A 24,103-nucleotide genomic window follows, 5' to 3' on the forward strand; every position below is an offset into this window, starting at 1 on the left:
ACTGCTTATGCGGTTAACTTTTTTTCAAAACAGAAGATTTTGTTTTGCAGTTTTGCGTGTTCTCTACTATGATAGAACCATACATTTGAAAAGGGAGGAATTGTTTTGGCATCGATCACATTTAAGGGAAGCCCTGTGACACTCGTTGGAAATGAAGTAAAAGTAGGCGAACAGGCTCCTGATTTCACGGTTTTAACAAACACACTCGGAGAAGTATCACTTTCTGATTTAGCAGGAAAAGTGACGATCATCTCAGTGATTCCTTCTATTGATACAGGTGTGTGTGACGCACAAACAAGACGTTTCAATGAAGCAGCGGCAAGTTTAGGACCTGTCAATGTCTATACGATTAGTGCTGATCTTCCATTTGCTCAAGCACGCTGGTGCGGAGCGAACGGTATTGAAAACGTTGAAACACTATCTGATCACAGAGACATGTCTTTTGGAGAAGCATTTGGTGTATACATCAAAGAACTTCGCCTTCTAGCGAGAGCGGTTTTTGTTCTAGATCCAAATGGCAAAGTTGTATACACTGAGTACGTAAGTGAAGCAACCAATCATCCTAATTATGAAAAAGCAATTGAAGCTGCCAAATCACTTATTTAAACAAAGCAACATAAAAAGAGCTCCGGCTTCAACCTGGGGCTCTTTTCAATGAAGATTTGTAGCTTTTGATAAAAGCGGAGGAGAGAAAAGCATTGCAGAAAGATCAAGTAAGTACCATTTTTGAATTGCTCGATACAGCAGCCATTCGACTGAAAAAAGAAAACAGTTTATCCTATATTGAAGCTCTTGCAGAAGCAGGGGAAGCGTTCTTTCAAATGAATGAAAAGGATGGTCTCTTAAAGGATTTAATAGAAAAAGCAGACTTTCCTTCTTATGAACATGAGCAGACCCGTAAAGCGTTTCAGCTCGCCGTGTTAAAAGGACAAAAGGATATTTCGCATCCAAACAGACAGATGACACCGGATACGATCGGACTATTTGTCAGTTATTTAGTGAACAAATTTTTAGAAGGTCAAAAAGAACTGGTTGTTTTTGATCCAGCAACAGGAACAGGCAACTTACTTCTTGCCGTCTTAAATAATGTGACAGCTGAAACAAAACGGGGCTACGGCTCAGAAATTGATGATGTGCTCATTAAGATTGCTTGGGCACAGGCAAACCTTGAAGAAAAGGAAATTGAATTTTTCCATCAGGATAGCCTTGAACCATTATTGATGACACCTGCCGATGTAGCAGTATGTAACCTGCCTGTTGGGTATTATCCAAATGATGAAAGAGCGAATGAATATGAACTAAACGCGAAAGAAGGCCACGCGTTTGCGCACTACTTATTCATTGAACAAAGTCTTCGTTACACCAAAGATGGTGGCTTTTTGTTCTTTATCATTCCGAACGATTTGTTTGAAGGAAAAGAAAGTACAAGCCTGAAAGCCTTTATCAATGAAACAGCATATATGAACGCACTCATTCAGCTCCCTGTATCCTTGTTTAAGGACAAAAAACACGCAAAAAGCCTATTTGTCATGCAAAAGAAAGCAGAAGGCCTTAAAGCGCCAAATCGGATGTTATTCGCAAATTTACCGTCGTTTTCAAACAAAGAAGCTATGGTGGGTGTAATGAGAAAATTAGATCAATGGTTTCTAGAAGAAAAAGAAACAAATTGACAGCCAGAGTCCTCTCTGGCTGTTTCACTTTTCAGAATATAACGACTTATCAATGTAAGCGATAACACTTGGAAGGTGCACTTGAAATGGAAAGTTTTCAATGTTTAAATGAAAAAGTCAGATATTTTTCGGACTTATCGTTAAACTATAAAAGACCTGCTCAACATGTTTAATATATAGCACCGGAAAAAAACGTGAACCTAAATATATCAACTGAGTAAAAGGAGCGACAAAAATGTCTAAAATTATTGCAATCAACGCAGGAAGCTCATCTCTTAAATTCCAACTATTTGACATGCCTGAAGAAAACGTTTTAACAAAAGGTCTAGTTGAAAGAATTGGAATGGACAACAGTATCTTCACGATTTCTGTAGATGGAGAAAAGAAAACAGAAGTCACAGATATTCCAGATCACGCAGTAGCAGTTAAAATGCTACTCGAGAAGTTAACTGAATTTGGCATCATCAAAGATTTAAACGAAATTGATGGTATCGGTCACCGCGTAGTTCACGGTGGAGAGAAATTCAGTGATTCGATTGTTCTAACAGATGAAGTCATTAAAGAAATTGAATCTTTATCTGAATTAGCACCCCTTCATAACCCAGCAAACGTTGTGGGTATTCAAGCATTTAAAGAAGTATTGCCAGAAGTGCCAGCAGTTGCTGTGTTTGATACTGCATTCCATCAAACAATGCCAGAGCAATCTTATCTATACAGCCTTCCATACGATTACTACAAAAAATTTGGGATTCGTAAATATGGCTTCCATGGAACAAGCCACAAGTTTGTAACAGAGCGAGCATCTGCACTTTTAGGTCGTCCACTTGAAGAGCTTCGTCTGATTTCTTGTCACCTTGGAAATGGTGCAAGTATCGCAGCTGTAGAAGGTGGAAAATCAATTGATACGTCTATGGGATTCACTCCACTTGCTGGTGTTGCAATGGGTACGCGTTCAGGAAATATTGACCCTGCTCTTATTCCATTTATTATGGAAAAAACGGGTCAAACAGCTGAAGAAGTGCTAACTATTTTGAATAAAAAGAGTGGTATGTTAGGTATTTCTGGTCTTTCTAGTGACCTTCGTGACATCGAGGACGCAACAGAAGAAGGAAACGACCGTGCAGAAGTAGCACTTGATATCTTTGCAAGCCGTATTCACAAATACATCGGTTCTTATGCAGCAAGAATGAATGGAGTAGATGCCATTATCTTTACTGCTGGTATTGGTGAAAACAGCTCTGAAGTGAGATCTCGTGTGCTTCGCGGTCTTGAATTCATGGGCGTATACTGGGATCCTGCCCTAAACAACATGAGAGGCGAAGAAGCGTTCATTAGCTATCCGCATTCTCCTGTTAAAGTTATTGTCATCCCAACAAACGAAGAAGTGATGATTGCAAGAGATGTTCAGCGACTAGCATAATCATTCAGCTCTTTTCCTTCACTGGAAAAGAGCTTTTTTCTGTTTTGATGCATGATATAATATGTTCCAATCTAAAGTGAAAGGAAGCGGTCAAGCATGAGTGTAGCCGAACATAAAAAAGAAGCGCCAAACATTGTTAATTGTAAGGTAATTACAGTGAGTGATACGAGAACAAGGGAAACAGACAAAAGTGGCAGACTCATGATTGATTTATTAAAAGAAAAAGGGCATCGCATACTAGCATATGAAATCGTCAAAGATGATATAGCAGCCATACAGGATGCCGTTCTTGCAGGAACAAGCGAACCAACCATTGATGCTGTCTTACTTAATGGGGGAACGGGAATTGCGGTAAGAGATGTCACGATTGAATCTATTATGCCTCTTTTTTCAAAAGAGCTTCCTGGCTTTGGTGAAATCTTCCGCATGCTTAGTTATACAGAAGACATTGGCACAGCTGCCATCTTATCAAGAGCCGCTTCAGGTGTGATTGATCAAAAAGCAGTATTTGCTACCCCTGGCTCAACTGGAGCCGTCCGTCTTGCTATGACAAAATTAATTGTTCCAGAACTTCCTCATGTTTTAAGAGAGCTAAAAAAAGATAAGAAATAGTCAACAAAACTCCGCCAAGAAAATTTGGTGGAGTTTTTTTCATAAAGGGGTTGAAAAAACAATTTTTCCTTGTTACAGTGTATACATACTAAATGCATTTTTATAAATAAAAACTAATTTTTATGCAAAAGCGTACACAACATCCAAAATCAATACAAGCGAGAGGAGCTTTTCAAACATGTCACAAAATAAAAAAGTAGTATTAGCGTATTCTGGAGGTCTTGATACCTCTGTTGCAATAAAATGGCTTCAAGATCAAGGTTATGATGTCGTAGCTTGTTGCCTAGATGTAGGTGAAGGAAAAGATCTAGCATTTATTCAACAAAAAGCACTGCAAGTAGGTGCGGTTCAATCATACATGATTGACGCAAAAGAAGAGTTTGCTGAAGAGTTTGCTTTGATAGCATTAAAAGCGCACACAATGTATGAAGGAAAATATCCACTCGTATCTGCACTATCACGTCCACTGATTGCCAAAAAATTAGTGGAAGTCGCGGAAAAAGAAAATGCGTTCGCTGTTGCACATGGTTGCACAGGTAAAGGAAACGACCAAGTTCGTTTTGAAGTTTCTATTAAAGCATTGAACCCTGATCTAGAAGTACTTGCGCCAGTTCGTGAGTGGAAATGGTCTCGTGATGAGGAAATCGAATATGCACAAAAACACGGAATTCCAATTCCGATTAATCTAGACAGCCCATATTCAATTGACCAAAACCTTTGGGGAAGAAGTAACGAATGCGGTATTTTAGAAGATCCTTGGGCTGCACCGCCAGAAGGCGCATACGAACTCACAAATCCGCTTGAAAAAACACCAGATACACCAGATATCATTGAAATTACGTTTGAACAAGGAAAACCAACTGCTGTTGACGGTGTGAAATACTCTTTATCAGACTTGATTCTACATCTTAACGAAGTGGCTGGTCAGCATGGTATCGGGAGAATTGACCACGTTGAAAACCGCCTTGTTGGGATCAAATCACGTGAAGTATACGAGTGCCCAGGTGCTATCACATTATTGACAGCACACAAAGAACTTGAGGATTTAACGCTTGTCAAAGAAGTAGCACATTTCAAACCAATCGTTGAGCAAAAAATGGCTGAATTAATTTACAATGGCCTATGGTTCTCTTCATTAAAAAATGCACTTGACGCATTCTTGCAAGAAACACAAAAGAACGTCACTGGCGTTGTGCGTGTGAAATTATTTAAAGGTCATGCCATTGTAGAAGGACGTAAATCAGAGTTCTCACTTTATGATGAGAAGCTTGCAACATATACAAAAGACGATGAATTCGACCACGAAGCAGCTGTTGGTTTTATTAATCTTTGGGGACTTCCAACAAAGGTAAACAGCATCGTGAACAAAAAGGAGCAGGTTAAGGCATGAAAAAGCTTTGGGGAGGCCGATTTCAAAAAACACCAGAAAAATGGGTAGATGAGTTCGGGGCATCCATTCATTTTGATCAACATTTAGTCAAAGAAGATATTACCGGCTCCCTTGCTCATGCAAGTATGCTGAATAAATGTGGCATCCTTACTGATGAGGAAGCTGCTGTCATTAAAGGCGGGCTTCAAAGCCTATTGGAAAAGGCGGAGGTTGGTGGACTTCCATTTTCTGTAGACTATGAGGACATTCACTTAAATCTTGAAAAAATGCTCATTGACGAGATTGGTCCAGTAGGCGGAAAGCTTCATACAGCGAGAAGTCGGAATGATCAAGTGGCAACAGATATGCATCTTTATTTAAACACACAAGTTGAGCAGATCATTGAGCTAATCACAGCATTTCAATCAGTGCTTGTTGAAAAAGCAGAGCATCACGTTGAAACCATTTTTCCAGGTTATACTCATTTACAGCGTGCCCAGCCGATTTCGTTTGCACACCACATGCTTGCTTACTTTTGGATGCTAGAACGTGACAAAGCACGCTTTCAGGATTCTTTAAAGCGAATCAATGTATCACCTTTAGGCTGTGGTGCACTAGCTGGGACGACATTCCCGATTGATCGGGAATACTCCGCGCAATTACTTGGCTTTGATCACATTTATGAGAACAGTCTTGACGGTGTGAGTGATAGAGATTTCATTTTAGAATTCCTATCAAACAGTAGCCTCATCATGATGCACCTTTCTCGTTTATGTGAGGAAATCATTCTATGGTGTTCTCAGGAATTTAAATTCATAGAGCTAGATGACACGTACGCAACAGGAAGCAGCATGATGCCACAAAAGAAAAACCCTGACATGGCAGAGCTGATTCGCGGGAAAACAGGTCGTGTCTATGGAAATCTGATGGGACTATTAACGATCATGAAAGGCCTGCCACTTACGTATAACAAAGACCTCCAAGAGGACAAGGAAGGCATGTTTGATACAGTCAAAACAATAGAAGGCAGTCTACAAATCTTTACAGGCATGATTCAAACGATGACAGTAAACGAAGATGTCATGAAAAAAGCGACAAAAGAAGATTTTTCAAATGCAACGGAAGTCGCTGACTACCTTGCGAAAAAAGGCATGCCATTCCGTGAAGCGCACGAGGTTGTCGGGAAATTAGTCTATACATGTATTCAAAAAGGCATCTACTTAAGCGACCTATCCTTCGAGGAATTAACAGATACGAGCGATTTATTTGAACAGGACATTTACACAGTTCTTGATCCATATGTCGCTGTCGAAAAAAGAACAAGTGCAGGCGGTACTGGATTCAAACAAATCCAGCTTGCCTTAGAGAAGGCGAAAGCCTGTCTATAAGCATAACTCAAAGTCATTCGCTTTCATGCGAGTGGCTTTTCTTCATTGAGTAAGTTGCAGGATTTACATATCAGACGCAGAAGTGAAAAGCAAGTGAAGACCCGAATGGGCAGGAAAGTTAAGCTCACCTGAATCTGTGCTCTTTCAGTTAAGGAATTTAACAGCAGCTAGAGGCTTAAGAAGTGCGCAAGACCATTTGTTTATAGTAAAGTAAAGGTAGTCATAATAACGATGTGAACTTGCAACCTTTGCTTTAGGAGGAGATTGTGTGCGACACGCGTTAATAACAGCGGGTTCCAAAGGACTTGGACGTAAAGTAACTGAGTCTTTGTTAAACATGGGCTATTCCGTCACAGTCAATTATAGAAGTGACAACGAGGCTGTGCGCCGTATGAAGGAAGACTTATTTGAATATGAAGAGAAGCTTCAATTTGTCCAAGGAGATGTGACAAAACAGCAAGATTTAAAAGAAATGGTGCAATCTTCTTATGAACGGTTCGGCAGAATAGATGCACTCGTTAATAATGCAGGCCCTTATATTTTTGAACGAAAGAAGCTGGCAGATTATCATGAAGATGAATGGTATCAAATGATAGAAGGGAATTTATCAGCCGTATTCCATCTGTTTAAAGCGGTCATTCCAATTATGAGAAAACAACGCTTTGGACGCATCATCACATATGGTTTCCAAGGAGCAGATCATGCGCCTGGCTGGTTGAACCGTTCTGCTTTTGGTGCAGCAAAAGTTGGGCTTACATCACTCACAAAAACCATTGCGATTGAAGAAGCTGAATATGGAATCACTGCAAATATGGTTTGTCCTGGCAAGATTGTTGGTGATATGAAAGAAGCAACGATTGAAAAAGCACGTCGTACAAAAGATGATGAAACACCAATTGGCCGCTCTGGTACTGGAGAAGATATTGGCAGAATCATTTCATTTTTATGTGATGAGCGCTCAGATTTAATTACTGGTACTGTCATTGAAGCAACGGGCGGTCTTAATGTCATTCATAAGCATTGAGTTTGCCTTTTTAGCAGTCAGGGAATACATGTATGTAAAAATAATTGAAGGGTGGATTTTCACACATGAAGGTTTCATACCATGGTCATTCAGTCGTACACATTGAAACAAAAGGTTATCATATTTGGATCGATCCATTTTTAAATGGAAATAAACATACAAACTTAAAACCAGAAGACGTCAAAGCAGATGTCATTCTTCTGACACATGGACATGCTGATCATGTAGGCGATACGATTGACATTGCCAAACAGAATGATGCGCTTGTGATAGCACCAAATGAGCTTGCTGTCTATTTAAGTTGGCAAGGAGTCAAAACACATCCGCTCCATATCGGCGGAGGGCGTCATTTTGATTTCGGTAAAGTAAAGCTCACACAAGCATTCCATGGCTCAGCGATCATTAATGAAGAAGCCAAAACCATTACTTATACAGGTATGCCTTCAGGGATCTTGTTTACTGCAGAAGGTAAAACCATTTATCATGCAGGGGATACTGCGCTATTTTCTGATATGAAGCTGATCGGAGAGCTCAATCACATTGATCTTGCGTTTTTACCGATTGGCGACAACTTCACGATGGGGCCTGACGATGCAAGAATTGCAGCAGAATGGCTTCGCGCTAAGCAAGTTGTACCGATTCATTACAGCACATTTCCTCCAATCGAACAAGACCCATATGCATTTGCAGACAGCCTTCATGGCGGTGTAGGCAAAGTATTAAATAGCGGGGAATCGCTCGAACTTTCATAGAATGATGTGAAAAAGCCGGCAAAGTTGCTGGCTTTTTGTTTTGCCAATGCAAAAGCAAATTGCTATTAAAAGACTCTTCCATTTATAATAGTACATAAGTGAAAACGCTGAAAACAAAAAGGGTGAACGGGATTGGCGACAAAGCATGAACAAATTTTAACTTATATTGATTCGCTCGAGGTTGGTGAAAAGATTTCCGTAAGGCGCATTGCGAAAGAGATGAAAGTCAGTGAAGGGACTGCTTACAGAGCAATCAAGGATGCGGAAAACAAAGGATTCGTCAGCACGATTGAACGAGTCGGTACGATCCGAATCGAGCAAAAGAAAAAAGAGAATATTGAAAAGCTAACATATGCAGAAGTCGTCAATGTGATTGATGGTCAAGTACTTGGCGGACGAGCGGGCTTACATAAAACTTTAAACAAATTTGTAATCGGAGCCATGGAACTAGATGCCATGATGAGGTATACGGCAGCGGGAAACCTTCTCATTGTTGGTAACCGCATAAATGCACACCGTCAGGCTTTAGAAGCAGGAGCGGCTGTCCTTGTAACGGGTGGGTTCTCAACAGATGAACAAATTATCCAGCTCGCAGACAAGCTAGAGTTGCCTATTCTTTCAACAAGCTACGATACATTTACTGTAGCTGCTTTGATCAACCGAGCGATTTATGACCAATTAATCAAAAAAGAAATCGTCCTTGTAGAAGATATATTAACACCGGTTGAACGAACCATTTATTTATCTCCAGATGACAAGTTAGAAAAATGGTATGAGAAAAACTATGAAACTGGCCACGGTCGTTTTCCAGTAGCAGATGACCAAATGAAAATTCATGGGATTTTAACCTCAAAGGACATCGCTGGACACGACAGATCAACTCCTATTGAAAAGGTAATGACTAAACAGCCGCTTACCGTCATTGGAAAGACATCGGTCGCATCTGCCGCACAGACAATGGTATGGGAAGGCATAGAAGTGCTACCTGTTGTGGATGACAACGCAAAGTTAATCGGCATGATTAGCCGTCAAGACGTGCTAAAAGCACTGCAAATGATACAAAAGCAGCCTCAAGTTGGAGAAAAGCTTGATGATGTGGTCTCCAGAGGGTTTAAAGAAACAGATATTGATAAACAAAAGACAGCAGCACTCTATCATTATGAGGTTACACCGCAAATGACGAATCAGTTAGGAAACATTTCGTATGGTGTGTTTACACAAATTTTAATTGAAGCAGCCAATCGTTTCTTGAAATCTCATAAAAGGGGTGAGCTCATTGTTGAGAGCTTATCTGTGTATTTCTTAAAGCCTGTCCAAATGGAATCCACGATACAAATTAAGCCGAATATTTTAGAGGTAGGAAGAAAATTTGGGAAGCTTGAAGTAGAAGTCTATCATCAAGCACACATTGTTGGAAAGGCAATGCTGATGGTACAGCTAATGGAGAGAGGGTAGGAGAAAGCATGAGAAGGGCGAATGGAGTTCGCCCTTCCTTTTTATGCGTGATCCTTTTCCCCTTCTTTCAGAAATAAAGGTAGATAGTGCTTGTAGGCTTTATACCCAGCCCATGTACTTCCAATGCCGATTGCAATAAAGATAAAACCAATGACAAAAGCGAGTGACGAGCGATTTAAGAAAAGTTGATTCATACCAAAAAGCAGAACGAAGCAGCCAAGAGACATACTGGACTTTGCAGACCAATATTTTTTTTCAACAGGACGATTTGTTCGAACATTTTTGGCTTTGTAGTATAAATAAAACATGGCAGAACAAATAATAAACACGATCAAAACGAGCATGTGCCAAGCCTCCATTGTAAGTGGTTACAACCCTATTCTATACATAAATAGGCTTGCTTACTAGAATAAATTGTCTATCCCTCTCTTTTCCACTTGGATAGATTGTGATTTAATAATAAAAAGAGTATCGCAAGAGAAGGAGCTACTGATGAAAAAAGAACTGATTAAAACCATATCATTATATGACACAATCATCGTACATAGACATGTAAGGCCTGATCCAGATGCTTATGGATCACAGTGTGGACTTACAGAAATCCTGCGCGCGACGTATCCAGAAAAAAATATTTATGCGACAGGAACACCTGAACCAACACTTGCTTTTTTGTATGAATTAGATGAAGTGCCTGATGAAGTTTATGAAGGTGCGCTTGTCATTGTCTGTGATACAGCGAACCAAGCACGAATTGACGATCAGCGATATCAAATGGGCGATAAACTCATGAAGATTGATCATCATCCAAATGAAGATCCATATGGTGATTTGCTTTGGGTTGATACAGAGGCAAGCTCTGTCAGTGAAATGATTTATGAGCTGTATCTTGAGGGGAAAGAAGAAGGCTATCAGCTAAACACAAAAGCAGCTGAACTCATCTATGCTGGGATTGTCGGAGATACAGGCCGCTTCCTCTTTCCAAACACGACGAAAAAAACGCTCAAATATGCTGGTGAGCTTATTGAATACCCATTTTCTTCATCTGAACTATTTAATCAATTGTATGAGACTGAATTGAATGTCGTGAAATTAAATGGCTTTATTTTTCAAAATATTTCTCTTTCGGAACATGGTGTTGCTTCTGTATTGATCAAGCGCGACATATTAGAATCATTCCATACGACTGCACAACAGGCTTCGCAGCTTGTTGGAACACTTGGAAACATTGCGGGAATTAAGGCATGGGTCTTTTTTGTAGAGGAAGCAGATCAAATTAGAGTAAGATTTCGCTCCAAAGGTGTTGTCATTAACACAATCGCTAAAAAATATAATGGTGGCGGACATCCGCTTGCAGCCGGGGCTTCTATATACGATTGGGCAGTAGCAGATGACATCTTACGTGATTTAGAAGAAGTATGTAAATCATCATAAGAGAGAGGGGCTTGTTGACCCCTCTCTTTTTTTCTTTTGGAGACGGGGGTATTAATTGGATACAGGAATAAACCAGCAGCCGATATCAGTTGAATCTTCATAGGCTTGGAGATTTTGATGCTTTAGTTCTTTTTTAATGAGATGTGCCATCTTTTCTGTCTCAGCATAAGCACACATGCCATCTTTAATTCGGCCTGCTTTATCTCGTGCCATTTGACGATAACTATAAACCTCCATGATACTCACTCCTTTCTAAGGAAAGATGTTTTTCTTCTTTCAGTGTATAAAAATTTTTGCAGAAAAGCGATGAACTTGAGAAGAAATTCATAAAAATTCCACACAATTTACTTTGCGAATGAAATGCGTATTTCAAGTGATAGTTTTGTATAAATCGTGAGCTCAGTGACTTTGGCACGATAGGCTTTTTCATGAATCAAATATTCTTTGTTTTCAACTGTACGCTTTAATAACTCCTTTGTTTTATACACACTCTCAATATCTTTCGTAATGACTTCCGAAATATCCTCTTTTACTTGTTCCTCGAATTTTAATGTATCTGGCTCAGGAATTTTATATTGCTCACTATTGACTAAATGGACGCTTACACTTTGAATTAAGAGGCGCCGCTTATTGTCTTCATTTAGTTTATGCAAATCTTCTCGATAGAGGGTGATTTGTTCTTTGAGGCTTGCCATATGATGTTGTTGTTTTTTAATGAGTGTCACCTGTTTCTCTTGAAATGTGCCATATGTAAACAGGAAAATTAGCCAGCTAACAATAGCGCCACACATCATCCCAGCAAAAAAACGTTGCCAGCCAGGTCGTTTATATAGCTCTGGTACTCTCATGAGGAAACATGCTCCTGTGTAAGCCAAGAGATGATGAGATACCCTGTTTGTGCACCGCCCATAGCAGAGATAATTAACAGAATTTGTTTGAAAATATCACGTGTGTTTCCTTCAAAAATACCTCTCTCAAAGCTATAAACAGCGTCAAATGTCCCTCCAATGGCGGCAACAAGCGCCCAAATCTTCAGGCGGTTAGCAAGGCTTGAAATAATCGTAAGCGGAGGCTGTCCTGACAAGTAGGCACCAACTCCGCCGATCAATGCACCGCCTAAAATAACCCCAAGCGCTATGAAATAACAGCTAATAAAGTTTGGAATAAATGCTTCCTTCACATCCATGTTTTCCACCTCACTCTATTCAATATATGGTCAACATCGGACAAGTATGAACAGAGGCAAAAAGAAAGAACATTTGTTTCTCATCGCATCGCGTTTTATAATAAAAGAATCAATTCTTACGGGAAAGGAGCGGATCAAGCATGTCTTACGTTCATCTTCAAGTCCATAGCGGCTATAGTTTGCTAGACAGTGCGGCAAAAGTGAAAGAACTCGTGCTACAGGCAAAAGAGCTTGGCTACAAGGCACTTGCCTTAACTGATGATCATGTGATGTATGGAACGGTTGAATTTTATAAAGAGTGCAAGAAACACGGTCTTAAACCAGTGATCGGGTTAACAGCTTCTGTCTTTACAGATGAACATGAGACAGAGGCTTACCCTCTTATATTGCTGGCAAAAACGAACAAAGGTTATCAAAATCTCATCAAAATTAGTAGTGTTCTTAAATCAAAGTCAAAAGATGGGCTAAAAGAAAAATGGCTACAAAGCTATCATGAGGACTTGATCGCCATTACTCCTGGCGGCAAAGGTTATATAGAAACTTTGCTACAAAACGGACAAAAAGAAGAGGCACATCGCGCGGCCTTAAAGCTAAAAGAAGTATTTGGAGAAGGAAATGTCTACTTAGCGGATCAACGTTTTCAGCAAGAGACATCGCTTGTGAAGATGCTTCATGATCTGTCAAAAGAGACCGGCATACCACTTGTAGCCACTGGTGATGTTCATTATATACACCAACAAGACAAGACTGCCTATGTTTGTTTGAAGGCTATCAAAGCGGGTGTAAAGCTAGTAGAAATGGAAGAAGAACAAGGTGACAAGCATCTGAGGTCGATGGAAGAGATGGGACATTTATATGAAAACGAAACAGAGCTGCTTGCCCGGACGTGTGCCATTGCAGAGAGGTGCCAAGTTGATTTAAACCTAGGGCAAACAAAGCTACCACGATTTCCTACACCAGATCATTCTTTAGCAGATGATTATTTAAGAAAAGTGTGTATGGATGGTTTGAAAAAACGTCGGCTAGATACAGATCAAACCTATACTAAAAGGCTTACATACGAGTTAGATATTATACAACGCATGAATTTTAGCGATTACTTTTTAATTGTCTGGGATTTTATGAAGTATGCCCACGAGCATGGTATTGTCACAGGACCGGGGCGGGGATCAGCAGCCGGCTCACTAGTTGCCTATGTACTCTTTATTACAGACGTTGATCCGATTCGTTATGGCTTATTATTTGAGCGGTTTTTGAACCCAGAAAGAATAAGCATGCCGGATATTGATATTGATTTTCCAGATACAAGGCGTGATGAAATCATTGCTTATGTAAAAGATAAATATGGAGAAATGCATGTAGCACAAATTGTGACTTTCGGAACACTAGCTGCCAAAGCGGCATTAAGAGATGTTGGGCGCGTCATGGGCATTGATTCAAAATCGGCGGATCGACTTGCAAAACTGATTCCATCAAAGCCGGGCACGACATTAACAGATGCCGTCTCATTGTCCCCAGAACTGAAGAGGTTGCTTCAAGACTCTGAGCAGCTTCGCGCTGTATTCAAAACAGCACTTGCGATTGAAGGCCTGCCAAGACATACATCTACACATGCGGCGGGTGTTGTTTTAAGTGAGGAACCACTTACACAGGTTGTCCCAGTTCAAGAAGGGCATGAAGGTGTCTATTTGACCCAGTATGCAATGAATTATTTAGAAGATCTCGGCCTGCTCAAGATGGATTTTCTCGGTCTGCGTAACTTAACCTTAATTGAGTCCATTAAAAACCTGATTGAAAGGCAAGAAAATGTCTACATCAACTTTAGTAGCATCTCTTATCATGATGAAAAAACGTTTGAACTGCTATCTGCTGGAGATACAACAGGCATTTTTCAGCTTGAATCACAGGGAATGAGACAAGTGCTACGCAGACTAAAACCATCTAGTTTAGAAGATATTATGACCGTTAACGCTTTGTACCGTCCAGGGCCGATGGAGAATATCCCATTATTTATTGATCGGAAGCATGGACGGACGAAAGTCACATACCCACATCCTGATCTAGACGAAATTTTGAAGGATACGTATGGCGTGATTGTGTATCAGGAGCAAATTATGCTTATTGCATCAAAAATGGCAGGCTTCAAACTAGGAGAGGCTGACCTTTTAAGAAGAGCTGTGTCCAAAAAGGATAAACGCGTTCTGGATGAGCAACGAAGCCATTTTGTTGAAGGATGCATAAAAAAAGAGTATCCTGTTAACATTGCAAATGACGTTTATGATTTAATTGTCAAATTTGCAAACTATGGTTTTAATAGAAGCCATGCAGTGGCATATAGCATGATTGGCTTTCAGCTTGCTTATTTAAAAGCGCATTATCCGCTACATTTTATATGTGGATTGTTGACAAGCGTAATTGGAAATGAAGACAAAGTAGCTCAATATTTTTATGAGGCGAAGGAAAAAGGCATCTCGGTGTTGAAGCCCTCTATTAATAAGAGTGAATTTCCATTTACGGTCGAAAAAGGGGAGATCCGATATAGCTTAAGAGCGATCAAAAATGTCGGAGTGTCAGCAGTGAAGGATATTTACAAAGCAAGACAGGAAAAGCCGTTTGAAGACTTATTTGATTTTTGTGCAAGGGTATCGCCAAAGAGTGTAAATAGAAAAACAATGGAAGCACTTGTTTTTGCAGGAGCAATGGATGAATTTCATCCCAATCGTGCCTCTTTATTAGCATCTATAGATATTGCATTTGATCACGCGCAATTTATTTCACCGGGAGATCAGTTTGACTTTCTTGGGGATACAAGTTTCACAATTAAGCCAAAATATGCTGAGGTTGAAGAGTTACCTCTAGTGGATTTACTGCAATTTGAAAAAGAGGCTCTTGGCCTATACTTATCAAACCACCCAGTTCAATCTTATCGAGACCGTTTGAAACAGAAAGGGGCATTGGAGGTTATCGGACTTCCTTCCTATATGAAACAAAAGGTCTCATTAGGTGGACTATTGACAAAAATGAAAGCGATTCGGACGAAGAATGGACAATCTATGGCATTTGTCACCTTTGGGGATGAAACGGGAGAATTGGAAGGTGTTGTCTTTCCAGAGCAATTTAGAAAGCTGTCACCCTTATTTGAGGAGGGCAGACTGCTTTATGTTGAGGGCAGAATGGATTTCAGAAATGACAGCAGTCAAATCATCGTACAAGACGCTGTCTTACTTGAAGAAATGAACACAAAAAGACAAGAGGCAGTGTATATTCGAGTAAAGGAACAGCATCACTCGCAGGATTTGCTGGAGCAAGTAAAGCGTATCATCTCTGAACATCGAGGAGATGCCGACGTCTATTTATATTACGAAAAACAGAAAAAGACAATCAAGCTTCCAGATGCATACAAGGTGCACACCGATCATGCTGTTTTATTCCAATTAAAAGAAATGCTCGGTGAACAAAATGTTGTGATTAAATGATGACAATTTCTTGCAATGTGCTTTACAAATAGACTAATTGTGTTATCATTTTAAAGATTCTGTGTATTTAAACTGCCAGTATGTGCTTATTTACTTAGCAACCATCTAAATCATTTTCCACTTGAAGGAGTGTTAATCACATGTCATTAAGAGAAGAAGCATTACATATGCACAAAGAGAATCAAGGCAAACTTGAATCAAAATCAAAAGTACCAGTGAAAAATGCGAAAGATTTAAGCTTGGCTTACTCACCTGGTGTTGCAGAGCCATGTAAAGATATTTATGACGATAAAAGTAAAGTATATGATTATACAATGAAAGGCAACATGGTAGCTGTTGTCACAGACGGAAGCGCTGTTTTGGGTCTAGGTAATATCGGTGCAGAAGCGTCTCTTCCTGTTATGGAAGGGAAAGCTGTTTTGTTTAAAAGCTTTGCCGGCGTAGATGCGTTCCCAATTGCACTTGCAACAAATGATGTGGATCAAATTGTGAACACAGTAAAGTTGCTTGAACCAACATTTGGCGGTGTCAACCTAGAGGATATTGCAGCGCCTAACTGCTTTATTATTGAAGAGCGCTTGAAAAAAGAAACAAATATTCCTGTATTCCATGATGATCAACATGGGACAGCGATTGTCACAGTTGCAGGGCTTGTCAATGCCTTGAAACTATCTGGAAAATCCATGTCTTCAATCAAAGTCGTGGCAAATGGTGCGGGTGCTGCTGGGATTGCGATCATTAAGCTTCTTCATCATTTCGGTGTACGCGATATCATCATGTGCGATACGAAAGGTGCGATTTACGAAGGTCGTCCTAACGGAATGAACCCAGTGAAAAATGAAGTAGCAACATTTACGAACCAAGATCGTCAGGAAGGTACACTCGAAGATGTCATTGAAGGTGCTGACGTATTCATCGGAGTGTCAGCTGCAGGCGCATTAACAAAAGAAATGGTGAAAAAAATGGCAAAAGAACCTGTCATTTTCGCAATGGCCAATCCAAATCCAGAGATTATGCCTGAAGATGCTCATGCAGCCGGTGCAAGTGTTGTTGGAACTGGACGTTCTGACTTCCCGAACCAAGTGAATAACGTGCTTGCGTTCCCTGGAATCTTCCGTGGTGCTCTTGATGTACGTGCAACGCACATCAACGAGGAAATGAAGATTGCAGCAGTTGAAGCCATTGCATCTCTTGTATCTGATGAAGAATTAACAGCAGAACACGTCATCCCTGCGCCATTTGACCCACGCGTAGCACCTGCAGTTGCAAAAGCAGTTGCAAAAGCAGCGATGGAAACAGGTGTAGCAAGAATCAAAGTAGACCCAGAAGACGTAGCTGAAAAAACAAGAAAGCTAGCAATTATCGGCGAATAAGGAAACAGAGGAATGTGCACGTTTTTCAGAAAATGGAAGAAAAACGTGCATCATCCTATCCTTCAATGAAAATTTTTTTATGTCAATGGAGTTTTTTTTGTAGACGTTCACAATTCAAATGTACCAACTGCTCAGCTCCCCTAATACACAATCATTTCTCGTCAAATCCCCACTGAAAAAATTGAATGAAGGATGACAGCGTTTGACAAAAAAAGTACAATAGTTTCGGTACAGTAATGACATGTCCTATAATAGTGGATGTGCGTGTAAAGAAAAAACCCTTCAAAAAGGGAGGTAGTCAATTGTCAATAAAGAATATTTTCAGTAAAAAGAAAAAATATGCATCTGTACCTTCTGAACAGGCAAGTCAAGATGTGCCTGAAGGCATCATGACCAAATGTCCGCAATGTAAAAAAATAATGCTCACAAAAGAACTAGATAAAAACTTACGTGTTTGCATGAATTGCGACAGGCATTTGCAAATGAATGCAAAGCAGCGAATTGAGAGCATTATGGATGGTGGCTCATTCGAAGAATTCAATGGACATTTCATATCAGAAAACCCGCTCGGCTTCCCTGGATATTTAGAGAAGCTTGAGAAAGACAGACAAAAAACATCTTTGAATGAGGCAGTCGTCACAGGTAAAGGAAATATTGAAGGCCAAAGTGCCATCATCGCTGTAATGGATGCAACTTTCCGTATGGGAAGTATGGGTTCTGTCGTCGGTGAAAAAATCACACTTGCTATTGAGAAAGCGAAAGCGGACAAGGTACCATTTATTATTTTCACAGCGTCTGGTGGGGCAAGAATGCAAGAGGGTATTTTAAGTCTCATGCAGATGACAAAGACAAGCTCAGCACTAAAGTTGTTCAGTGAGGAAAAAGGTCTGATCATCTCAGTTATGACCAATCCGACAACTGGCGGTGTATCGGCAAGTTTTGCATCACTTGGCGATTATAATTTTGCAGAGCCAGGTGCACTGATTGGTTTTGCAGGACGTAGAATCATTGAACAAACGATTCGAGAAGACCTGCCAGAAGATTTCCAAACGGCAGAATTTTTATTGAAGCATGGTCAGCTTGATGCAGTTATTCACCGTGCAGATATGAAAAAATCATTAGGTCAAATTTTGAAATTACACAGCACAGGGGGTGAGCGAGAGTGGCTGGAGAACTAGAATTTGAAAAACCTGTCATAGAGCTTCGAGCTAAAATTGACGAACTAAAGAAGTTCACACAAAACTCAGAAATGGATTTGAGTACAGAAATTGAGCGCCTTGAAGCCCGTTTGAGTAAGCTTGAAACAGACATTTATACAAATTTAAAGCCATGGGACAGAGTGCAAATTGCACGACACCCAATGCGCCCAACAACTCTCGATTACATTCAAGAGCTGTTTGAAGACTTTTTTGAGTGTCACGGTGACCGCTTCTATGGTGACGACGAAGCGATTGTAAGTGGAATTGCTTCTTTTAAGGGACTTCCAGTAACAGTCATCGGTCATCAACGAGGCAAAGACACAAAAGAAAACCTTCGTCGTAATTTCGGGATGCCTCATCCAGAAGGCTACCGCAAAGCACTTCGTTTGATGAAACAGGCGGATAAGTTTAACCGTCCGATCATCTGCTTTATCGACACAAAAGGCGCTTATCCAGGTAAAGCTGCTGAAGAACGTGGACAAAGTGAAGCCATCGCGAAAAACTTATTTGAAATGGCTGGACTTCGTGTACCTGTCGTCTGCATCGTCATCGGTGAAGGTGGAAGTGGTGGAGCGCTAGGACTTGGCGTGGGCAATCATCTATACATGTTGGAGAACTCAACGTTTTCCGTTATTTCTCCTGAGGGTGCAGCTGCACTGCTCTGGAAAGATTCATCACTTGCTAAGAAAGCTGCAGAAACAATGAAGATCACCGCTCCCGACCTGAAAGAATTAGATATTATAGATGATGTTATTAAAGAAGTACAAGGTGGAGCTCATAGAGACTTAAAACAACAAGCAGCCTATATCAAAGAAACAATAACACAATCACTTTCATCTTTGCTCAAGTTAAGTCCAGAAGAGCTGATTGAACAAAGATATCAAAAATACAGATCAATTGGTAAAGTTTCGATTGAAGATCAATATATTGGGGTAAACTAAATAAACGTACAGCCTTTTTGGCTGGCGTTTATTTTTTTCTCGTTTTTTCATCTTTTTTCAGAAAAAGGACCATTTTGAAAGCACTATTTGAAAATAATTATCTTTTGTTTTCATAAAAATAAAAATGTGTAAACCCCTTGGTACACACGCACTGAGAGTGATTTAGACACTTTGTTGAAAAATAAATGTTTACATTGGTCTCTTAACTTTTGTTTAAAAACAGTTTATTTAATTGTATAATAAGGACGGTTTTAGAAATTAGAATTAAAAACACCCGTTTTTGCTCAAGATTGTTTTAAAGCAGTGGAAATGGTATGTTTAATTCATATATGGTCTCTGAGGTGAAAAAGATGAAGCGTATTGGAGTTTTAACGAGCGGTGGGGATTCCCCAGGAATGAATGCAGCTGTGCGCGCAGTTGTCAGAAAAGCAATTTACCATAATGTTGAAGTATACGGTATTTATAATGGGTATTCAGGTCTAATTAACGGTAAAATTGAAAAACTCGAAATTGGTTCAGTAGGCGATATTATTCATCGTGGTGGAACAAAGCTTTATACGGCAAGATGTCCTGAATTCAAGACAGTTGAAGGTCGTGAAAAAGGAATTGAAAACCTACAAAAATTCGGTATTGAAGGTCTCGTTGTCATCGGTGGAGACGGTTCTTACATGGGTGCGAAAAAATTAACCGAGCACGGTTTCCCATGTGTAGGAGTTCCAGGTACGATTGATAATGATATTCCAGGTACTGATTTTACGATTGGATTTGATACGGCTCTTAACACAGTCATTGATGCAATCGATAAAATTCGTGATACTGCTACATCTCATGAACGTACATACGTAATTGAAGTAATGGGCAGACATGCTGGAGATATTGCTCTTTGGTCGGGTCTTGCTGGTGGAGCTGAATCCATTCTGATTCCAGAAGCAGACTATGACATGGACGAAATTATTGCCCGTCTGAGAAGAGGACATGAACGTGGGAAGAAGCACAGCATCATTGTCATGGCAGAAGGTATTGGTAGCGGGGTTGATTTTGGTAAACGAATTGAAGAAGAGACAAGCCTAGAAACACGTGTGTCTGTTCTTGGCCATATTCAACGCGGTGGTTCACCAAGTGCTTTTGACCGAGTGCTTGCTAGTCGTTTAGGTGCTTATGCAGTCGAGCTATTACTTGAAGGAAATGGTGGACGTTGTGTTGGAATTCAAAACAACGAATTAATTCATCATGATATATTAGATATTTTAGATCAGAAGCATACAGTCGATCAAAATATGTACCGACTTTCACAAGAGCTCTCAATCTAAAAACGAGAAGACTTTAGGAGGAACAGTGAATGAGAAAGACAAAAATTGTTTGTACAATCGGTCCAGCGAGCGAAAGCATTGAGAAGCTGACAGACTTGATTGAAGCAGGAATGAATGTGGCCAGACTAAACTTCTCTCATGGGGATTTTGATGAACATGGTGCACGGATTGAAAATATTCGAAAAGCCGGAAAAAAACTAGACAAGGATATTGCCATCCTTCTTGATACAAAAGGTCCAGAAATCCGAACACGTACAGTCGAAAACGGATCAATTGAGCTTGTTGCAGGCACAGACCTCATCATAAGTATGGAAGACATTGTCGGAAATACAGAAAAAATCAGTGTTACATATGAGGACTTGATCAACGATGTCGAAGCTGGATCAATCATCCTATTAGACGATGGTCTCATCGGTCTTGAAGTAAAAGAGATCAACCTTGCCCGTAAAGAAATTTTAACAAAGGTCCTCAATACTGGAACACTTAAAAACAAAAAAGGTGTCAACGTACCAGGTGTGAGCGTGAATCTTCCGGGTATTACAGAAAAAGATGCCAACGATATTTTATTTGGAATTGAGCAAGGTGTAGACTTCATTGCAGCTTCATTTGTCAGAAGAGCTTCAGACGTCCTTGAGATTCGTAAGCTTCTTGAAAAGAACAATGCGACGGACATTCAAATTATCCCGAAAATTGAAAACCAAGAAGGCGTAGATAACATTGATGAAATCCTTGAAGTATCAGACGGCCTTATGGTAGCTCGTGGTGACCTCGGAGTTGAAATCCCAGCTGAAGAGGTACCACTAGTTCAAAAAATGCTAATCAAAAAATGTAACAAGTTAGGAAAGCCAGTCATCACGGCAACACAAATGCTTGACAGCATGCAGCGTAATCCACGCCCAACGCGTGCGGAAGCAAGTGATGTGGCAAATGCGATCTTCGATGGTACTGATGCAATTATGCTATCTGGAGAAACAGCAGCAGGTACTTACCCAGTTGAAGCGGTTCAAACTATGCACAACATCGCTTCACGCTCAGAGGAAGCATTGAACTATAAAGCCATTCTCTCTCGCAGAAGCGAAGAGGTTGAGGTCACAATCACAGATGCAATTGGTCAATCAGTTGCTCACACAGCAATGAAGCTTGATGTAGCCGCGATTGTCACACCAACGGAAAGCGGTCATACAGCAAGAATGATTTCTAAATACAGACCGAAAGCGCCGATCGTGGCAGTGACTGCTAATCAATCTGTTGCAAGAAAGCTATCACTTGTATTTGGTGTATTTGCGAAGAGTGGCTCGAATACAAATTCTACAGATGAAATGCTTGAAAATGCAGTGGAAAAATCAATCGAATCTGGCCATGTCACTCATGGTGATCTCATTGTTATAACTGCTGGCGTACCAGTTGGTGAAGCAGGTACAACAAACTTAATGAAGGTTTATGTTGTAGGAGACATTATTGCAAAGGGACAAGGAATTGGTCGTAAATCTGCATTTGGTCCTGTTGTCGTTGCTCAAAGTGGACAAGAAGCAGACGAAAAGATGAAAGATGGCGCCATTCTTGTTGCAAACTGCACAGACCGTGACATGATGGGGGCACTTGAGAAAGCCTCTGCACTCATTACCGAAGAAGGCGGATTAACAAGCCATGCAGCGGTTGTTGGACTAAGCCTTGGTATCCCTGTAATTGTAGGCCTTGAGAATGCAACTACTATCTTAAAAGAGGGCGAAGAAATTACGGTTGATCCTGCAAGAGGAGCCATTTATAAAGGTCGCGCTAGCGTCCTTTAAGTGAAACACGAGGGGAGTTATCTGACTCCTCTCTTTTTTTATGGTACACTGAAAATGAAAGAGTCAGTAGTCATTGAAAAGACACCCTGAGGTGATGTGATTGAAATATTTTTTACTGTTTATGATTCTATTTCCCACTGTTGAAATTGGGTTATTTTTGACATCAAGTAAGCTAATTGGCGTACTACCAACAGTGCTGTTGATTCTACTCACTAGTATACTTGGTGCGTATTTAGCAAAGAAACAAGGCGTTGAAGTGTATCAAAAAGTACAACGGGATCTACAATATGGAAGAATGCCAGGTGCGTCAATTGTCGATGGATTCTGTATTTTAGCAGGGGGATTGCTCCTATTAATCCCAGGCTTTTTATCTGACTTCATTGGTGCGTTGCTTCTCATTCCGTTTACAAGAAAACGAATGAAACCATTACTAGAGCGTTGGTTAAGAAATATTTCAAACCGCAGACGTTATACCATTATTAAATAAAGAGACCATTCTATTTTTAGAATGGTCTCTTTTATTTTGTACCATTCATAATGTAAGTACGGATATCATGAATTACGCCCGCATGACTGAATGCCTGCCACAAAACTAAAAAGGTGGGGCCAAGTACAAGTCCGAGAAAACCGAACATTTTTAAGCCAACAAAAAGTGCTACAAGGGTGGCTAGAGGGTTTAAACCGATCGATTTACTTAAGACTTTAGGCTCTGTCAGCTGTCTTTGCAGAAGAACAACAATATATAAAATGCCCAGTCCAATAGCGAAGGAGAGATTTCCTGTCATCGCAGCATAGATCAACCATGGGAGTAATACGATTCCACTCCCGATGTAAGGCATCAAATCCACAAAACCGATCAAAAGGGAAATGACCAGAGCATGCTCTACCTTGAGCAAAAGCAAACCGATGAAAACAATCCCGATGGTGATCGAAACGAGCAGTAATTGAGCTTTTATAAAGCCAGAGATCGCTTTTTTTAGTTCAGATACAATGGCGTTTGTGTGCAACATCCACTGTTTTGGAAATACACATGAAAGGCGTTCTTTAAGCTTAAACCAATCTTTTGTGATAAAAAAGGTTGCGAGTGCAGAGAATAAAAGAGTCGCTGCTGTATCAGGCAAAAGACCTAAAAATGATGGGATGAATTCAAGTATTTTTGATAGGAGAACCCCAACCTTTGTAGCTGCTTCATCACCGAGTGTTTGAATTTGACCTAAGATGGATTCCTTTTGATCTGCATGAAGTGTATTAAACTGTGTGGTGAGATCATGATATAAAGGCAAAATTCTTTCTGTGAAAAAAAGTTCAAAGACCCGGGTCATATGCTGGAGATGATGTGGCAATACTTTCGCAAGATAAGCACTACCAGTAATGATTTCAGCAATGAGCAGTGTGATGAGCCCAGCGCCAACCAAAAAAAATAATAACAATACAATACATACAGCAAGTCCTCTAGGTAGACCAGTCGCTTCTTCAATTTTACAAACGGCAGGGTGTATCAAACAAGAGACGAAAAGAGCAATCCAAAATGGATATAAGTATAACAAAGAGTGATACAAGAAGGAAGCGAGAAATGAAACGATCAATATCATAAAAAGCCCACGCAAAAAAATAGCAAAATAGGCCTGGTTCAAATGATAACCTCCTAAAGAAAGCATGTCCGATACTTCATTTTATTCAAAAAGATTAGTAATATGAAAAGGTCGT

22 protein-coding genes are annotated in these 24,103 nt (G+C 40.2%); 17 read left to right on the forward strand and 5 right to left on the reverse strand.

The genetic code is table 11. From position 1 onward, the window contains the following. Window positions 1–105 precede the first annotated feature (105 nt). The 9 genes from tpx to ACQKEZ_RS00865 all read left to right on the forward strand — a co-directional run bounded on the left by tpx (window position 106) and on the right by ACQKEZ_RS00865 (window position 9,690). Complete coding sequence (tpx, locus tag ACQKEZ_RS00825; protein ID WP_427297941.1) at window positions 106–606, forward strand: thiol peroxidase; 501 nt, start codon at window positions 106–108, stop codon at window positions 604–606. 92 nt (window positions 607–698) lie between these two features. Further along, on the forward strand, window positions 699–1,670 hold the full coding sequence (locus ACQKEZ_RS00830; protein WP_427297943.1) for a class I SAM-dependent methyltransferase: 972 nt from the start codon (window positions 699–701) through the stop codon (window positions 1,668–1,670). Window positions 1,671–1,905: 235 nt separating this feature from the next. After that, window positions 1,906–3,090 (forward strand): acetate kinase, encoded by a 1,185-nt coding sequence (locus ACQKEZ_RS00835; protein ID WP_427297945.1) that lies wholly within the window; start codon window positions 1,906–1,908, stop codon window positions 3,088–3,090. 96 nt (window positions 3,091–3,186) lie between these two features. Next, window positions 3,187–3,702 carry a MogA/MoaB family molybdenum cofactor biosynthesis protein gene (locus ACQKEZ_RS00840; protein WP_427297947.1) on the forward strand — a complete coding sequence of 172 codons (516 nt, stop codon included), beginning with the start codon at window positions 3,187–3,189 and terminating at the stop codon, window positions 3,700–3,702. A 178-nt stretch (window positions 3,703–3,880) separates the two neighbouring features. Further along, the gene (locus ACQKEZ_RS00845; protein ID WP_427297949.1) at window positions 3,881–5,092 is read left to right on the forward strand and encodes an argininosuccinate synthase; all 1,212 of its coding nucleotides are present in this window, start codon (window positions 3,881–3,883) and stop codon (window positions 5,090–5,092) included. Continuing rightward, window positions 5,089–6,459 carry an argininosuccinate lyase gene (gene argH / locus ACQKEZ_RS00850; protein ID WP_427297951.1) on the forward strand — a complete coding sequence of 457 codons (1,371 nt, stop codon included), beginning with the start codon at window positions 5,089–5,091 and terminating at the stop codon, window positions 6,457–6,459. Before ACQKEZ_RS00845 ends, argH begins: the two co-directional genes overlap by 4 nt. A gap of 268 nt (window positions 6,460–6,727) precedes the next feature. Further along, a complete protein-coding gene (locus tag ACQKEZ_RS00855) occupies window positions 6,728–7,483 on the forward strand; it encodes an SDR family oxidoreductase (protein WP_427297953.1) in 756 nt (251 codons plus the stop codon). A 65-nt stretch (window positions 7,484–7,548) separates the two neighbouring features. After that, the gene (locus tag ACQKEZ_RS00860) at window positions 7,549–8,235 is read left to right on the forward strand and encodes a metal-dependent hydrolase (RefSeq protein WP_427297955.1); all 687 of its coding nucleotides are present in this window, start codon (window positions 7,549–7,551) and stop codon (window positions 8,233–8,235) included. Window positions 8,236–8,367: 132 nt separating this feature from the next. Next, window positions 8,368–9,690 carry a DRTGG domain-containing protein gene (locus tag ACQKEZ_RS00865; protein ID WP_427297957.1) on the forward strand — a complete coding sequence of 441 codons (1,323 nt, stop codon included), beginning with the start codon at window positions 8,368–8,370 and terminating at the stop codon, window positions 9,688–9,690. Window positions 9,691–9,731: 41 nt separating this feature from the next. Here ACQKEZ_RS00865 and ACQKEZ_RS00870 read toward each other — a convergent pair whose 3' ends face one another. Continuing rightward, on the reverse strand, window positions 9,732–10,034 hold the full coding sequence (locus tag ACQKEZ_RS00870) for a YtpI family protein (RefSeq protein WP_427297959.1): 303 nt from the start codon (window positions 10,032–10,034) through the stop codon (window positions 9,732–9,734). Window positions 10,035–10,182: 148 nt separating this feature from the next. Between ACQKEZ_RS00870 and ACQKEZ_RS00875 the strand changes: the two genes are divergently transcribed. Further along, window positions 10,183–11,121: a DHH family phosphoesterase gene (locus ACQKEZ_RS00875; RefSeq protein WP_427297961.1), complete on the forward strand. Its 939-nt coding sequence runs from the start codon at window positions 10,183–10,185 to the stop codon at window positions 11,119–11,121. A gap of 51 nt (window positions 11,122–11,172) precedes the next feature. Here ACQKEZ_RS00875 and ACQKEZ_RS00880 read toward each other — a convergent pair whose 3' ends face one another. The 3 genes from ACQKEZ_RS00880 to ACQKEZ_RS00890 form a co-directional block, all read right to left on the reverse strand. Further along, window positions 11,173–11,358 (reverse strand): hypothetical protein, encoded by a 186-nt coding sequence (locus ACQKEZ_RS00880; RefSeq protein ID WP_427297963.1) that lies wholly within the window; start codon window positions 11,356–11,358, stop codon window positions 11,173–11,175. A gap of 107 nt (window positions 11,359–11,465) precedes the next feature. Beyond that, a complete protein-coding gene (ytrI, locus tag ACQKEZ_RS00885) occupies window positions 11,466–11,969 on the reverse strand; it encodes a sporulation membrane protein YtrI (RefSeq protein WP_427297965.1) in 504 nt (167 codons plus the stop codon). Then, complete coding sequence (locus ACQKEZ_RS00890) at window positions 11,966–12,307, reverse strand: YtrH family sporulation protein (RefSeq protein ID WP_427297967.1); 342 nt, start codon at window positions 12,305–12,307, stop codon at window positions 11,966–11,968. Before ACQKEZ_RS00890 ends, ytrI begins: the two co-directional genes overlap by 4 nt. Window positions 12,308–12,447: 140 nt before the next feature. Here ACQKEZ_RS00890 and dnaE point away from each other — a divergent pair, with 140 nt between their 5' ends. The 7 genes from dnaE to ACQKEZ_RS00925 all read left to right on the forward strand — a co-directional run bounded on the left by dnaE (window position 12,448) and on the right by ACQKEZ_RS00925 (window position 22,883). Next, on the forward strand, window positions 12,448–15,783 hold the full coding sequence (dnaE, locus tag ACQKEZ_RS00895; RefSeq protein WP_427297969.1) for a DNA polymerase III subunit alpha: 3,336 nt from the start codon (window positions 12,448–12,450) through the stop codon (window positions 15,781–15,783). Between the two features lie 140 nt (window positions 15,784–15,923). Beyond that, complete coding sequence (locus ACQKEZ_RS00900) at window positions 15,924–17,156, forward strand: NAD(P)-dependent malic enzyme (RefSeq protein WP_427297971.1); 1,233 nt, start codon at window positions 15,924–15,926, stop codon at window positions 17,154–17,156. A gap of 302 nt (window positions 17,157–17,458) precedes the next feature. Continuing rightward, window positions 17,459–18,334 (forward strand): acetyl-CoA carboxylase, carboxyltransferase subunit beta, encoded by an 876-nt coding sequence (gene accD / locus ACQKEZ_RS00905; RefSeq protein WP_427297973.1) that lies wholly within the window; start codon window positions 17,459–17,461, stop codon window positions 18,332–18,334. Continuing rightward, a complete protein-coding gene (gene accA, locus ACQKEZ_RS00910) occupies window positions 18,319–19,296 on the forward strand; it encodes an acetyl-CoA carboxylase carboxyl transferase subunit alpha (protein WP_427297975.1) in 978 nt (325 codons plus the stop codon). The genes accD and accA overlap by 16 nt, the downstream gene beginning before the upstream one ends. Before the next feature lie 350 nt (window positions 19,297–19,646). Continuing rightward, window positions 19,647–20,606, forward strand: a complete 960-nt coding sequence (gene pfkA / locus ACQKEZ_RS00915) for a 6-phosphofructokinase (protein WP_427297977.1) — start codon at window positions 19,647–19,649, stop codon at window positions 20,604–20,606. A 29-nt stretch (window positions 20,607–20,635) separates the two neighbouring features. After that, window positions 20,636–22,396, forward strand: a complete 1,761-nt coding sequence (gene pyk, locus ACQKEZ_RS00920; RefSeq protein WP_427297979.1) for a pyruvate kinase — start codon at window positions 20,636–20,638, stop codon at window positions 22,394–22,396. 100 nt (window positions 22,397–22,496) lie between these two features. Next, window positions 22,497–22,883, forward strand: coding sequence for an FxsA family protein (locus tag ACQKEZ_RS00925; RefSeq protein ID WP_427297981.1), 387 nt, complete (start codon window positions 22,497–22,499; stop codon window positions 22,881–22,883). A gap of 31 nt (window positions 22,884–22,914) precedes the next feature. On the opposite strand, the gene ytvI is transcribed toward ACQKEZ_RS00925, so the two are convergent. After that, window positions 22,915–24,030 carry a sporulation integral membrane protein YtvI gene (ytvI, locus tag ACQKEZ_RS00930; RefSeq protein WP_427297983.1) on the reverse strand — a complete coding sequence of 372 codons (1,116 nt, stop codon included), beginning with the start codon at window positions 24,028–24,030 and terminating at the stop codon, window positions 22,915–22,917. Window positions 24,031–24,103: the final 73 nt, after the last annotated feature.

Origin of the sequence: Bacillus sp. NPDC077027 (assembly GCF_050269555.1) — a bacterium.
In the GTDB taxonomy this organism is placed as follows: Bacteria; Bacillota; Bacilli; order Bacillales; family Bacillaceae; genus Bacillus.